This window comes from Buchnera aphidicola (Pterocomma populeum) (assembly GCF_049314985.1).
Classification (GTDB): Bacteria; Pseudomonadota; Gammaproteobacteria; order Enterobacterales; family Enterobacteriaceae; genus Buchnera; species Buchnera aphidicola_BQ.
This window is the reverse complement of sequence record NZ_CP186013.1, coordinates 37,034-52,396: the sequence shown is the minus strand read 5'-3', so window position 1 is coordinate 52,396 and position 15,363 is coordinate 37,034. Positions and strand designations below refer to the sequence as shown.

Here is a 15,363-nt window from a genome sequence, read left to right as displayed (position 1 = left end):
TGTATATTTTTTATTCTTTTTTTTTTAATAAATATTTATAAGGTTTTTGTTTAATATTACATGTTAATAATTTATATTTCATAAAAAAACAAAATTTAGGAATATCTCTTATAGTTGCAGGATCATCAGATAAAATCATTATAATTTCATTTATTTTCATTTTTCTTAATTCTTTTCTAATAATCATAATGGTTTCAGGACATCTTAATCCAATGACATTTATAGTTTTATCTTTTTTTTTCATTATTTTTTTTTGCGTATCTTATATTTAAATGTTATTTATTATTTTGTAGATAATTTATAAATATAATTTTTTTAAATTAATATATTGTTGGACAGCATATGGTAATAATTGAGAAGAATTTTTTCCTTGAAAATAATTATCTCTTATTTGGCTAGATGAAATATTAATTAATGGTATTTTAGAAAAAAAAATTAATCCAGCAGTTTGATAATGTAATAACTTAATATTATTTGTCATATGAGAATTAATCCACTTTTTTAAAAAAATATTTTTTTTTTCTGTACATTTTCTAGGTAGTATTATTAAATGAGTCAATAATAGTATTTTTTTCCAATCTTTCCATGTATCAAATAATTCTAAATTATCCTGTCCTATTATAAAAAACAATGGTTTTAAATATCCAATTTTTTTTCTAATTTTTTTTAAAGTATCTATAGTATAAAAAATTCTTTTATCTTTAGATTCTAAAATACTTATTGTAAATAAATAATTATTTTTAATAGCTAATTTAATCATATTAATTTTATCTATAATCGATATTTCTGTTATTTTTTTATGAGGCGGGTTTCTATTAGGTAATAATATAATTTTTTTAATTTTTATTTCTTTAGCAATATTTTGCGCAGAATAAATATGTCCATAGTGAATAGGATTAAAATTTCCACCAAATATTGCATAAATTTTTTGATTTTTTTTTTCATAGAAATCATTGTGAAATTAATAGTAATGTTAATGTTTTTAAATATAACCAGATATCATTATCATATTTTTTTTTAATTTTTATTTCTATTTGTACTAGTATTTTGATAGCTTTTATACATTGATCAACCTGAATATATTTACAAGCATGTATAAAAAATACAGATCTGGTGTGTGAAAAATATTTTTTTTGAATAAATTTATTTATATTAATTTTTTTTTCTTTTTTCATAAATAATAATTTTAATATATCTTTTTGTAAACAACGTATTAAAATAAGAGGATTATACTTTTGCATAGAAAAACTATGTAATATATCAAGAGATTTTTTTTTATCACCATTAAAAATAGAATTGATCCATTCTATAGGAGAATAAATAGAAAAATTATTAATAATTTTTTTTGTTTCTTTTATTGTAATATGTTTTTTAGGCCAGATCAGAAATAGTATATCTAATATTTGTGAAACAAAGATAGTATTTCCTTCATAATTTTTACAGATTAATAGATAAGATTTTTGATCTATATTGATATTTTTTTTTTGTATTTCATATTTTACCCATTTTATAAATTGATATTTTTTTAGAGTAAAACAAGATATAATTATACCTGGTGTATATAACTTATGAAGATTATTTTTTTCTAGAAAGATACTAGATAATTTATAACATTTTAAGATTACTAAATTATCTTTATGAAATAATGGAGATATTTGATTAATATTTTTAATTAGTACGGGAGTAGTTATTTTTATTAAAAGATTAATGATTAAAATATTTTTTTTATCAAATAGATTTCTCGTTTGATAAAAATTAATAATTTGATTCCAATCTATATTTTTTTCTATATTAATAATATTTTTTTTAATAAATCCTTGTTTATATGCTAATTGACAGATCATTTTTTGATTATTTTTTAAAAAAAGAATATCTTCTCCTAAAAATATATAATATAAATGCAATTTTTTATTTAATTTATTTTTTAGTATTTCTGGATATATATTGTTCATACTTAGATTAACACCAAACAAATTATAAAATATTAATTTTTTATTATAAAGATATAATAATAGATATTATATTTTAGAAGTTATAAAATTAATTATTTTATGTGGAATATAGATAAAATTATTAAAATTAATATTATTTATATTTTTTTGAATTATAGTATTACTTTTTATTTGTGATAAAATTTCTTCTTGAGTAGACCGATGAGATACTTTTATAACGCATTTTGTTTTTCCATTAATTTGAACAATTATAGTACTAAAATTTTCAAATAATATTTCTTTTTTAGCTATGGGCCATGTTTCATGATCAATATCATTAATGCTATTTGGATTTATGTTTCTCCATAGAATAAAAGAAAAATGTGGTGTAAAGGGATATAGCATTTTTATAATGGAAATTAAAGATTCTCGCATAATAGACTGATCTATTATACTATTAATTGAGCTATTTATTAATAAATTGACAAATTTCATGATTGCAGCAATGGCAGTATTGAATGTTTTTCTTTTTTTCATATCATGTGACACTTTTTCAATAGTTTTATGTAAATAGCAGTATAGTGTTTTTTGTTTTTGATTTAATTCTTTAATGTTGATTATTGTATCTGTATGTTTTTTTTGAATATAATGGTATGTTAATTTCCATATTTTCTTTAAAAAACGATGCATTCCCTTCACTCCTGATTCTTTCCATTCTAGTGCAGATTCTACTGGTGCTGCAAACATAATAAATAGGCGAATAGTATCTGCGCCATATTGATTAATCATTAATTCTGGTTCAATACCATTATACTTTGATTTAGACATTTTTATCATTCCAGCATAAATAACTTTTTGTCCTGTATTGGTATATGATTTTGTAATTTCCCCCATTTTATTTCGCTCTATTAATACTGATGATGAAGGTACCCAATGACGATAAGAGTCTTTTCCAATGTAATAAAAAGCTTCTGATAGAACCATTCCTTGACAAAGTAAATGATTTACTGGTTCATCAAAATCTACTAGTTTAAAATCACGAAGTAATTTATGATAAAATCGAAAATACATTAAATGCATAATTGCATGTTCTATTCCGCCGATATATTGATCAACAGGCAACCAATATTTTGCTGCATTTCGATCAACCATTCCTTTTGTATAATGAGGACAAGTATATCTTACATAGTACCAAGATGATTCCATAAATGTATCAAAAGTATCTTTTTCTCTAATGGCTTTTTGACCATTTATATACATTTGTTCATTTAATTTATCATTGTAAGATTGTGACAGATTTGTGATAAATTTTTTATTTTTTTTTAACAGTACTGGTAATTGATTATCAGGTATAGGTATAATTTTTCCATCCTCTAATGTTGCCATCGGAATAGGAGTGCCCCAGTAACGTTGTCTAGAAACGCACCAATCTTGTAATTTATAATTTATTTTTTGTTTAATAATTGTTTTTTGTGATAATATTTTTTTAATTTCTTTTATGCTTTGATTATAATCCAAATTATCAAATTGTTTAGAGTTAAACAATATTCCTGTATTGGTATTGCATTTATTATCAGTGTTATCTTTTTTTGTAAAAGAGTTTTTAATAACATATTTTATACATAAATTATTTTTAATGGCAAAATTATAATGATCTTGATTGTGTCCTGGTATGGCTAAAATAGATTTAATACCATATTCTTTTGTAATATTATCTTCAATCCATATGGGTATTTTTTCTTGTGTGATTGGATGTAAAGCAAATAGTTGAGTATTAATACCTAAATATTTGTTTTTTTCTGTTTTTTCTATTGAAAAAATAGAATTTAATTTAATTAATTTTTTTATTTTTATATTTTTTTTACATATTTTTTCAAATAATTCATGTTGAGATGATATTAAAATAAATGTAGCGCCCATTAAAGCATCTAGTCGATCAGTAAAAGCAATTAATATTTCTTTATATTTATGAATATTTAAAGTTACTTCAAATCCTTTTATCCTTCCAATCCAATTTTTTTGCATATTTTTTACTTTTTCAGGCCAATTTTTTAATTTATCAAGATCATTATGTAAAGATTCAGCATATTTTCTGATTTTTATAAACCATTGAGGTATTTTTTTATTAATAATCTTGTTTTGACATCTCCAACAATGCCCGTTAATTACTTGTTCATTAGCTAATACAGTCTTATCATAAGGGCACCAATTAACAATGCTCTTTTTTTTATAAACTAATTTTTTTTTATATAATTGATTAAAAAACCATTGTTCCCAACGATAATATTCTGGTTGACATGTTGTAATTTCTCTACTCCAATCATAACTAAAACCAAGTGATTGAAGCTGTTTTTTCATATATTGTATATTTTTTTCCGTCCAATGAGAGGGTATTGTGTTATTTTTAATCGCAGCTTCTTCTGCAGGTAATCCGAATGCATCCCATCCAATGGGTTGTAAAACATTTTTTCCTAACATTCTTTCATATCTTGCAATTACATCGCTAATTGTATAATTCCTTACATGTCCCATGTGTAATTTTCCTGATGGATATGGTAACATGGGCAAGCAATAATATTTTGTTTTTTTAATATCTTCTTTGACTTGAAATGTTTTTTTATTGTTCCAATGTGTTTGTACATAACATTCAATATTTTTTGGTAAATATTCTTTTTGCATCGTTGTCTCATATAAGATGTTTACATATAGTATTATATTTTTTATTATTATTAATATAATTTTAAAAATAAATATAATTGTATACTTAATAATATTTTTACTATATAGATAAAATAAACAATTATAATTAATAAAATATAAATATTTTATATTTGATCGAATTTTTTTAAATATATTACTTTTATTAAATATATTGTTATTAGAAATCATTTTTCATAACTATTTATATTAAAAATATTTTTTATTAAATAAATATAGGAATTTATCAAATAAAAAATAAATAAAATGTATAATTATATATTGATAATTATCATATTTTATAGATTATTTTCATATAAATAATAATATTAGAAGTAATATTTTATTTTTTTAAGATAGTATTTTTTTCTGGAACAGTAACGTGTAATTGTATTACTTTACGACTATCTGCGATAGAAATTTTAAAAGTATAATCATGAATAGTAATAGTATCACCATAGCTTGGTAGATGTCCAAATGCTTTCATAACTAATCCACCAATAGTATCTACTTCAGAATTGCTAAAATTAGTATTAAAAGTATCATTAAATTCTTTAATTTCTGTTAATGCTTTAATGGCAAATGTAGATTTATGTAATTTTCGAATATTAAATTTTTCTTTATTATCATATTCATCATCAATTTCACCTACAATAAGTTCTAGTATATCTTCTATAGTAACTAATCCTGAAACAGCACCAAATTCATCAATTACTACTGCCATATGATTTTTTTTTAAACGAAATTCTTTTAACATGGTATCAACGTATTTACTTTCTGGAACAACAACGACAGGTCGTAATATTGTTTTAATACAAAAAATATTTGTTGATTCTTTCATTAAAGGCAGTAAATCTTTAGCAATTAAAAAACCTTCAACATAATTTTTATCACTACTCATAACAGGAAATCGAGAATGTGCAGATTCAATAATGATATCAAGACATTTTTTTAAATTAAAATGTAACTTTAGTGTTATCATTTGTGTTCTAGGAATCATAATATCTTTAATTCTTTTTTTTGCAATATGCATTACTCCTTCAAGCATATCACATGTATCTTGATCAATTAATTCATTTTGTTCTGCATCACGAATTAATTCTAATAGTTCTTCTCTATTTTTAGGTTCATCATGAAATATGTGATTTAATAAAATAGAAAAAAAACCTTTTCTATTGATTTTATCGTCATTTTGTGAAGAATTATCACTCATAATTTTTATTTTTTATTTTTTTTTGAATACGTTTTACTATTCTATGGTAGAATTCTATAATTTTAAATGATTTTTATAAAATATTAATATTTATGTTATAAGATAAGGCATTGAATAATTAAAATATAACATAATCTCATTTTCTATTTTTTCCATTTTGTCTTTTTCTTTTTTTGTTTTATGATCATAGCCGATTAAATGTAATGTTCCATGTATAATCATATGAGCCCATCGAGAATGTAGATTTTTTTTATATTTGATAGCTTCTTGTTCAATAATATTTTTACATATGATGAGATCACCTAATAGTATATAGTTTTTTTTTATTAATTGATTATATCTAAAAGATAAAATATTTGTTGAATAATTATATCCTCTGTATAAAAAGTTCAATTTTTTTATTTCTTCTTCATCTACTATACGGATAGTAATAATATTATTATTTTTTTTTTATATAATACTTTTGTTATCCATTTTTTAAAATCTATTTTTTTAGGTATAGATTTTTTATTACGACATTTTTTTTGAATATATAAAATAATTTTTTTCATAATGTTATTCAATTATTTGACCTTTTAATGTGTGAGTATGTGCTTCAGTAATTTTTAATAATATAAATTTTCCAATCATTTTTGGTGACCCTTTAAAAGTAACAATTCTATTATTTTCTGTACGACCAGATAATTCCATAATATTTTTTGTAGATACTCCTTCTACAAGAATAGATTGTATGCTGCCTAACATTTTTTGGCTCCATATCATAGTTTGTCTATTAATAGTGTTTTGTAAAATTAATAAACGTTTTTTTTTCTCATTATATTTAGTATCATCAATCATTTCTGATGCAGGTGTACCTGGACGATGTGAATAAATAAAACTAAAGCTCATATCAAAATTAATTTTTTTAATAAAATCTATAGTTTTTTGAAAATCTTCTTGAGATTCTCCTGGAAAGCCTACAATAAAATCAGAACTAATTTGAATATTAGGTCGAGCATTGATTAATTTATGAATAATGTTTTCATACTCTTGTGTTGTATATGAGCGTTTCATTAATTTTAATATTTTATCGGAACCACTTTGTAATGGTAAATGAAGAAAACTAACTAATTTTGGAGTATCAGTATAAACATCAATAATATCATCAGTAAATTCTAAAGGATTACTTGTAGTAAATCGAATTCTATCAATTCCATCAATTTCTGAAACTAATCGTAATAATTCTGAAAAATAACAAATTTTTTTATTGAAAGTAGGCCCTTGATATGCATTTACATTTTGTCCTAACAAATTAATTTCACGAATACCATTTTCTGCTAATAATGATATTTCAAATAAAATATCATCGCATGGTCGGCTAATTTCTTGACCTCTTGTATAAGGAACAACACAAAATGAACAATATTTATTGCATCCTTCCATAATAGATACTGAAGCTGTATATCCTTTTTGTTTATTGTAAAATATATTTTTAAATTTTTCTAATTTTGGAAAACTAATGTCTATTATTGAATCATCAGATTTTTTAATGCCTTGAATCATCTTTGGTAATTTATGTAATGTTTGCGGTCCAAATATAATATTTACATAGTTAGCTCTTTTAAATATTTCTTGACCTTCTTGAGTTGCAACACAACCTCCTACAGCAATAATAATATTTGGATTTTTATTTTTAATTTTTTTCCATCTTCCTAATTGATGAAATACTTTTTCTTGTGCTTTTTCTCTTATTGAGCAAGTATTTAAAATTAAAATATCAGATTTTTCTGGAATATGAGAAATTTTATAATTATATTTATTTTCTAATAAATTGGTTATCATGGATGAATCATATTCATTCATTTGACAACCCCATGTTTTAATATAGACAGTTTTCATAATTTTTTATTAAATATCAGTTGATGTAAAATATGCTAAAATTATTATTGAAATAATATTATTATTATAATTTAAACTTATATGTTAAATAGATATTTTAGCTTTGATAGTAGGATATGGATTATATCCTAAAATTTGGAAATCTTTAATAGTATAATGAAATAATGAATCAGGTTTTCGTGTAATTAGTAATTTTGGAAGAGTTCTAGGTATTCTATTAATTTGTTGTTTAGCTAATTGAATATGATTTTTATATAAATGTACATCACCTCCAGTCCAAAAGAAATTTCCTACGTGTAAATTACATTGTTGTGCAATCATATGCATAAAAATTGAATAACTTGCAATATTAAATGGTAATCCAAGAAATACATCACATGACCGTTGATATAACTGACAGCTTAAGGTTTTTTTGCTAACATAAAATTGAAATAGTACATGACAAGGTGGTAAAGCCATTTTTTTAATGTCACTAACATTCCAACTAGATACTAATATTCTACGAGAATTAGGTTCATTTTTTAATTGATTAATTATATTTTTTATTTGATCAATTTGTATTCCATTTGATGTATCCCAAGATCTCCATTGTTTTCCATATATTGGACCTAAATTTCCATTTTTATCAGCCCATTCATTCCAAATTGATATATTATTTTCATTTAAATATTTTATGTTAGTATCACCCCTGAGAAACCATAATAATTCATGAACAATAGATGGTATATGACATTTTTTTGTTGTTAATAATGGTAATCCTTTTTTTAAATTAAATTTCATATGATAACTAAAAATAGACAATGTTCCTGTACCGGTTCGATCTTTTTTTAAATTTCCATTTTTAATAATATTTTTTATTAATGTTATGTATTGTTTCATTTTTTATAAACCACTTAATGTGAGTATTATAAACCGATTTAATTACAATAATTATTCCTATAATAATCATAGGTATAGATAATATTTGACCCATAGTAATTATATTATTTAATAATCCAATTTGCGGATCTGGTTCTCTAAAAAATTCGATCGTTATTCTAAATGTACCGTATAAAATTAAAAATAGACCACTTATACTGCCTATTGGTCTTTTTTTTCTATTAAATAAATAAATTATTATAAATAATACAATACCTTCTAGAAAAAACTCATATAATTGGGAAGGATGTCGTGGTAATGCTCCATATTTTTCTAATAATGGTTGTAATTGTGGATTTTTTTTGATAAATTTTAAATCTTCATATATAGAATTTGGAAATAACATAGCATATGATATATTTGGTGCTACTCTTCCCCATAATTCACCATTAATAAAATTACCTAATCTTCCAGCTGCTAAACCAAAAGGAACTAATGGTATGAGAAAATCAGATATTTCTAGAAATTTTTTTTTATATTTTAAAGAAAAATAAAAAATTACGATTATAGCTCCTAGTAATCCTCCATGAAATGACATTCCACCTTCCCATGTTTTAAATATAGATAATATATTTTTAGAAAAATATGAAAAATTGTAAAAAATAATATATCCAATACGCCCTCCAATACAGACTCCTAAAAAAACAGAATAAAATAATTTGTTAATATCTTGTTTATTCCATAGATTATTTTTATTTATATTGTTTTTATTTCCAAACCATATCGCAAATAGAAAACTAATAATATACATTAATCCATACCAATGTGCGGATATAGGTCCAATGGAAAAAATAATAGGATTGAAATTAGGAAAATTTATATACATATATAAAAATATAATCCTTTTTTTAAAAAAATAATTAAATGATATTAATTTTTATTTTTCTAAATTTAATATTTCTTGAATTGTTTGACGTCTTCTAATAACTTTAAATTGATGCTTATTTAATAATATTTCAGGAATCAGTGGTCTAGTGTTATAATTAGACGACATAGAAGCACCATACGCTCCGGTATCATGAAAAATTAAATAATCTCCTATTTCTATGATAGGTAATCTTCTTTTTTGTATTGTTCCATCTTCTTGTTGTGTGAAAATGTCACCTGATTCACATAATGGTCCAGCTATAATTGTATCAATTGTTTTTTTTTCATTAATTTTTCTATTATTTCCAGGGATGATAGAAATATAATGGTAACTACCATACATAGTCGGTCGCATTAAATCATTAAATCCTGCATTAATTAAAACAAAATTATTTTTTCCCATTTTTTTTACTGTTCTTACTTGCGTAATCAGCATGCCTGATTCTGCAACTAAAAACCTTCCTGGTTCAATTTCTAATTTAATGTTTGTATTTAATAATGTTGATATTTTTTTTCTCGCGATGTTCCATACTTTAAAATATTGATTGATATCGATTGGTTGATCATCAAATGTATAAGGTATTGGCAGTCCTCCACCGGCAGAAATAAAAGATATTTTTTGATTTATTAGAAGAGCGTTATCAATCATTGATTGGCAAACTTTTTGTAAATGGTCAAAATTAACACCTGAACCAATATGCATATGAAGTCCTATTAATTTTAAATGATATTTTTTTATAATAGGCAAAGCTAAATTTGGCTCCCATATTCCATGTTTACTATTTTCTCCACCAGTATTTGTTTTTTTACTATGTCCATAACCGAATTTAGGATTAATTCTTAACCATACATGATGACCTGGAGATTTTTTTCCTAATTGTTCTAGCATATCTAAAGATCCGGCATTTACAGGAATTTTGAAATCTACTACTTTAGACAAAGTATCATCATCTAAAATATCTGCTGTAAAAATAATTTCTCCATTTTGTGGATTAAAACCAGAAAATAAAGCTCTTTCAATTTCCCCTAATGAGACGGCATCTATTTTGACATTATTTTTTTTCATTAAACGTAATATGTGAGTATTAGAACAAGCTTTTTGTGCAAATCGAATAATATCAAATTCTTTTAATAGATGAATTTTTTTTAAGATAATGTCTGCATCATAAATCCAAAATGGAGATTTATATTTTTGAATTAATAATTTTATGTTTTTTATATTTAGATTGTTATTATTATTAAGTAATTGTGGCATTATTATATCTCTTTATTAAAATAAATATTATTTTCTCTAAATTAGTATATTATGAGAGGATATTAAATAATTTTATATATTTCTTATATTGAACGTAGTGTTGGAAATAAAATAACATCACGAATATTTATTTGATTAGTAAAAATCATAATCAAACGATCGATTCCTATTCCCATTCCGGATGTAGGTGGTAATCCATATTTTAGTGCTTCTATATAGTTTTTATCATAAAATATTTCTTTCTCAGATTCATGATTTAACATATTAATTTGATTTAAAAATCTATTTTTTTGATCATCAACATCATTTAATTCCGAAAATCCATTTGCTATTTCATATCCTGCAATAAAAAATTCAAATCTATCAGTAACATTAGAATCAGTATTATTACGTCTTGCTAATGGTGAAACATCTACTGGATAGTGAGTTATAAACGTAGGTTGAATTAGTTTTTTTTCTACAGTTTTTTCAAAAATTTCATTTTTTATTTTTCCAATTTTCCATTGTGGATCAACATCAATTCCATTTTTTTGCGCAATTTGTTTTATTTTTTTTAGATTATTTAAATCATCTATATGAATGGTCTGATTGAATTTTAAAATAGCATCAGTCATACTTAATTTAGAAAAAGGAATTTCAAAATTAATTAAGTATTCATTATATGGGATTATTTTTTTTTTAAAGAGAGATATAGATATATATTGACATAATTTTTCTATGATATGCATCATATCTTTATAATCAGAATAAGCTATATATGCTTCCATCATAGTAAATTCTGGATTATGTCGTGTTGAAATACCTTCGTTTCGAAAATTTCTATTTAATTCAAAAATACGTTGAAATCCACCAATAATTAATTGCTTAAGGTATAATTCTGGAGCAATTCTCAAATACATTTTCATATCTAGTTCGTTATGATATGTAGTAAATGGACGAGCAGTAGCTCCACCAGGTATATTTTGTAGCATAGGAGTTTCTACTTCTAAAAATTCATTTTGAATCATAAAATTTCTTATATTCATAATAATATCAGATCTTTTTTTAAAAATATAAAATAATTTTTTATTGCTAATTAAATCTAAATATCTTTTTCTATATCTTTTTTCTTGATTTGATAAACCGTGAAATTTACCTGGAAGAGGTTTTAAAGATTTTGTTAAAATATTTACTTTTGTGCAAAAAATTGATAATTCTCCTGTTTTAGTCTTAAATAACGTACCTGTTGCGCTTAAAATATCTCCAATATCCCATTTTTTATAATTTTTATTATTATTGAAATAAGAATTATTTTCTTCTTTGATATATAGTTGTATAGTTTCTTCCATATTTTGCAACGTAAAAAAAGATGCTTTTCCCATAATACGTTTTTGTATCATTCGACCAGAAACAGCGCAATATATATTTAATTGTTTTAATTCTATTAAATCTTTTTTTTGATATTTTATTCGTATTTCTTTTAATGTAATATTTTGTTTAAAGTCATTAGGAAAAGAAAAACCATTTTTTTTCATTTCAGTTAGTTTTATTTTTCTTATATTTTCTTCGTCATTTGATATAATAGTGTTGTTTTTTTTAATCATTTTTATAATCCCATTTTTAAGCTTTTTTCTATAAATTCATCTAAATTACCATTTAATACAGATTGTATATCATTTGTTTCAACACCAGTACGAAGATCTTTTATTTTAGAAATATCTAGTATATATGATCGTATTTGACTTCCCCAAGTTATATCAGATTTATCTTGTTCTAATATTTTTTTTTCATCTTGTTGTTTTTTTTGTTGTATTGCATATAATTTTGCTTGCATTTGTTTAATGGCTTGTTCTTTATTTTTATGTTGTGAACGATTACTTTGACACTGAGTGACAAGATTAGTAGGTAAATGTGTAATGCGTACAGCAGATTCAGTTTTATTTACATGTTGCCCTCCTGATCCAGAAGCGCGATAGACATCAATTCTTAAATCAGATAAAGAAATATTAATATCAATTGAATTATCTATATCTGGATATACAAAAGTAGAACTAAAAGAAGTATGTCGACGATTTCCAGAATCAAAAGGACTTTTTCTAATTAAACGGTGGACTCCTGTTTCAGTTCGCAACCATCCAAAGGCATATTCTCCAGATATTTTGATAGTAGCTGATTTAATGCCGACTTTTTCTCCAGGAGATTCTTCAATAATTTCTGTTTTAAATTTTTTTTTATCAGCCCATTTTAAATACATTCTAAATAGTATATAGGCCCAATCTTGAGCTTCTGTTCCACCTGAACCTGATTGTATGTCGATATAGCAATTAGAATTGTCATTTTTTTTTGAAAACATACAATAAAATTCTAGTTTATTAATATTGATTTCAATTTTTTTTATTTCTATCATAATATCTTGAAGTAGCGTATTATCTTTTTCTTCCATAGATAATTGTAAATAAAAATTTGTTTCTTTAATTTTTTTTTCTATTTCATGAATATTGTAAACAATAGAATATAGTATGGATTTTTCCTTATTTAATATATGAACAGATTTTTTTATTTTCCATGTTTCTGGTAATGATAATTCAAAATTAATTTCTTGTAGACGTATTTCTTTTTTATTATAGTCAAAGATACCTCTTTAAATTTTTTATACGTTTTATAAAATGATTAATTTGATTAGTGATATTTTTTTTGTGCAGCATTTGGAAAGAATTCTCTTATTTTTAATATAAAATTTAAATGATTTTTAATTTATTTTATTGGAAAAAATGTTTACTGTATAATTAAAAATTTTTATTTTTTAGTTATCTTAATATTATTATATATACTAATTAATTTTATTATTTAAAAATATAATAAAAATATTTTTTAGGAGAATACATGTCATTTTTTAATTTTTCATCAAATATTGTTTATTCTTCATCAAAATTACCTTTAACATTAATGACTCTTGAGGACTGGTCGTTTATTACAGTGGAAGGTCAAGATAGTAAAAAATATCTACAAGATCAATTAACAATAGATATCTTGCAATTGAAAAAAAAACATTATACATTATGTGCGCATTGTAATTTTAATGGAAAAGTATGGAGTACTATGTATTTGTTTCATTATAAAAAATATTATGCTTATATTGAACGTGCTAGTGTTGCTGATAAACAAATAAAAGAGTTACAGAAATATTCTATTTTTTCCAGTGTTACAATTAAAAAAAAGAATAATATTTGTTTATTAGGTTTATCTGGATTAAATGCAAGAGTAATATTATCTTATTATTTTAAAAAAATACCAAATATTATTTATCCTATAAGTATTGAAAATGGAACAATAATATTATGGTTTAATAATCCAATAGAAAGATTTTTATTGGTATTGTCTTTTGATAATGCTATTTTATTAAAAAATAAAATAGAAAAATATGCTCTTTTAAATAATAGCAAGCAATGGTTATTATTAGATATTGAATCTGGGTTTCCAATTATTGATCATATATCTTCTGATAAATTTTTTCCTCAAGCAATTAATTTAGATAAACTTAAAGCTATAAATTTTTATAAAGGGTGTTATTATGGGCAAGAAATAATATCGCGAATATATTTTAAAAATTTAAATAAACGTTATTTATGTTATTTAATAGGTAAAGGTAATATTTCACCTAAGATTGGATCATTAATTGAAGTAAAAATAGAAAAAAAATGGTATAGAATTGGAATATTAATTGCTTTTGTTTGTGTTAATATTAATGAAATATGGATACAAGTCGTTTTAGATCGTTTTATTTGTCAGAATAGTCTTTTCCGAATTGATTCATTTAAAAATATTTTTTTTATAAAAAATTAAATATTTCAAATAATTATATTAAAGTGTTTTTATTTTTAAAATATGTTTATATTATAAATACTTAGAATTTATATTGAATAATATCATGGCTCAAGGCATTCTTTTTATTATTTCGGCTGCTAGTGGAACAGGAAAATCAAGTTTAATTCAAAAATTATTAAAAGAAAAATTACTATGTAATATAGAAGTGTCTATTTCACATACTACTCGAATAATACGACCAGGTGAATATAATGGAAAGCATTATCATTTTATTTCACATCCAGAATTTAAATTTATGATTCGCAATAAATATTTTTTAGAATATGCTCAAGTATTTAATCATTATTACGGAACAGCACGGCATACAATTGAAAAGATGTTAATTTCTGGAATTGATGTTTTTTTAGATATTGATTGGCAAGGAGCAAAACAAATTCGTTATAAAATACCAGAATCAAAGAGTATTTTTATATTACCTCCATCTAGAGAGGATTTGTACAAAAGATTAAGATCGAGAGGTCAGGATAGTGATATAATAATTAAAAAAAGAATGGAAAAATCTATAGAAGAAATGCGTCATTATATAGAATATGATTATTTGATTATTAATGATAATTTTAATCAAGCTGTTCATGATTTAAAAAATATTGTTATTGCAGAGCGTTTAAGTGTATTTTATCAAAAATATAAATATTCACAGCTCATTTCTACTTTGTTAAAAAACTAATATCATAATAATATTTTATTTAGATTAGTTTTATATAATTCTATTTTGAGATAGAATTATATAATATTTTTTA

At 22.8% G+C, this 15,363-nt stretch carries 14 protein-coding genes; 2 read left to right on the top strand and 12 right to left on the bottom strand.

The annotated features are described in order from the left end of the window. Positions 1-10: 10 nt before the first annotated feature. The 12 genes from tusA to prfB form a co-directional block, all read right to left on the bottom strand. Positions 11-244: a sulfurtransferase TusA gene (gene tusA / locus ACOI1G_RS00260; RefSeq protein ID WP_422667348.1), complete on the bottom strand. Its 234-nt coding sequence runs from the start codon at positions 242-244 to the stop codon at positions 11-13. 54 nt (positions 245-298) lie between these two features. After that, on the bottom strand, positions 299-925 hold the full coding sequence (gene nadD / locus ACOI1G_RS00255; protein ID WP_422667607.1) for a nicotinate-nucleotide adenylyltransferase: 627 nt from the start codon (positions 923-925) through the stop codon (positions 299-301). A gap of 25 nt (positions 926-950) precedes the next feature. Further along, the gene (holA, locus tag ACOI1G_RS00250; protein ID WP_422667347.1) at positions 951-1,952 is read right to left on the bottom strand and encodes a DNA polymerase III subunit delta; all 1,002 of its coding nucleotides are present in this window, start codon (positions 1,950-1,952) and stop codon (positions 951-953) included. Positions 1,953-2,018: 66 nt separating this feature from the next. Next, positions 2,019-4,610 (bottom strand): leucine--tRNA ligase, encoded by a 2,592-nt coding sequence (gene leuS, locus ACOI1G_RS00245; RefSeq protein ID WP_422667346.1) that lies wholly within the window; start codon positions 4,608-4,610, stop codon positions 2,019-2,021. Between the two features lie 361 nt (positions 4,611-4,971). Then, a complete protein-coding gene (corC, locus tag ACOI1G_RS00240; protein ID WP_422667345.1) occupies positions 4,972-5,841 on the bottom strand; it encodes a CNNM family magnesium/cobalt transport protein CorC in 870 nt (289 codons plus the stop codon). Positions 5,842-5,931: 90 nt separating this feature from the next. Then, positions 5,932-6,234: an rRNA maturation RNase YbeY gene (ybeY, locus tag ACOI1G_RS00235; protein WP_422667344.1), complete on the bottom strand. Its 303-nt coding sequence runs from the start codon at positions 6,232-6,234 to the stop codon at positions 5,932-5,934. 162 nt (positions 6,235-6,396) lie between these two features. Beyond that, positions 6,397-7,719: a tRNA (N6-isopentenyl adenosine(37)-C2)-methylthiotransferase MiaB gene (miaB, locus tag ACOI1G_RS00230; protein ID WP_422667343.1), complete on the bottom strand. Its 1,323-nt coding sequence runs from the start codon at positions 7,717-7,719 to the stop codon at positions 6,397-6,399. Between the two features lie 84 nt (positions 7,720-7,803). Further along, positions 7,804-8,598, bottom strand: coding sequence for a thymidylate synthase (thyA, locus tag ACOI1G_RS00225; RefSeq protein WP_422667342.1), 795 nt, complete (start codon positions 8,596-8,598; stop codon positions 7,804-7,806). Then, positions 8,561-9,463, bottom strand: a complete 903-nt coding sequence (gene lgt, locus ACOI1G_RS00220) for a prolipoprotein diacylglyceryl transferase (RefSeq protein WP_422667341.1) — start codon at positions 9,461-9,463, stop codon at positions 8,561-8,563. Before lgt ends, thyA begins: the two co-directional genes overlap by 38 nt. Before the next feature lie 51 nt (positions 9,464-9,514). Further along, positions 9,515-10,759 carry a diaminopimelate decarboxylase gene (lysA, locus tag ACOI1G_RS00215; protein WP_422667340.1) on the bottom strand — a complete coding sequence of 415 codons (1,245 nt, stop codon included), beginning with the start codon at positions 10,757-10,759 and terminating at the stop codon, positions 9,515-9,517. A gap of 83 nt (positions 10,760-10,842) precedes the next feature. Next, positions 10,843-12,342: a lysine--tRNA ligase gene (lysS, locus tag ACOI1G_RS00210; RefSeq protein ID WP_422667339.1), complete on the bottom strand. Its 1,500-nt coding sequence runs from the start codon at positions 12,340-12,342 to the stop codon at positions 10,843-10,845. Positions 12,343-12,344: 2 nt separating this feature from the next. Beyond that, positions 12,345-13,443 (bottom strand): peptide chain release factor 2 gene (gene prfB, locus ACOI1G_RS00205; protein WP_422667338.1). Its coding sequence is split into 2 segments (ribosomal slippage): positions 12,345-13,367 and positions 13,369-13,443, totalling 1,098 coding nucleotides; the frame shifts between segments, so codons are not numbered across the junction. 178 nt (positions 13,444-13,621) lie between these two features. On the opposite strand from prfB, the gene ygfZ reads away from it, so the two are divergent. Both ygfZ and gmk read left to right on the top strand, forming a co-directional pair. Then, positions 13,622-14,581, top strand: coding sequence for a tRNA-modifying protein YgfZ (ygfZ, locus tag ACOI1G_RS00200; protein WP_422667337.1), 960 nt, complete (start codon positions 13,622-13,624; stop codon positions 14,579-14,581). 85 nt (positions 14,582-14,666) lie between these two features. Next, complete coding sequence (gene gmk, locus ACOI1G_RS00195; RefSeq protein WP_422667336.1) at positions 14,667-15,290, top strand: guanylate kinase; 624 nt, start codon at positions 14,667-14,669, stop codon at positions 15,288-15,290. The last annotated feature ends 73 nt before the right edge of the window (positions 15,291-15,363 follow it).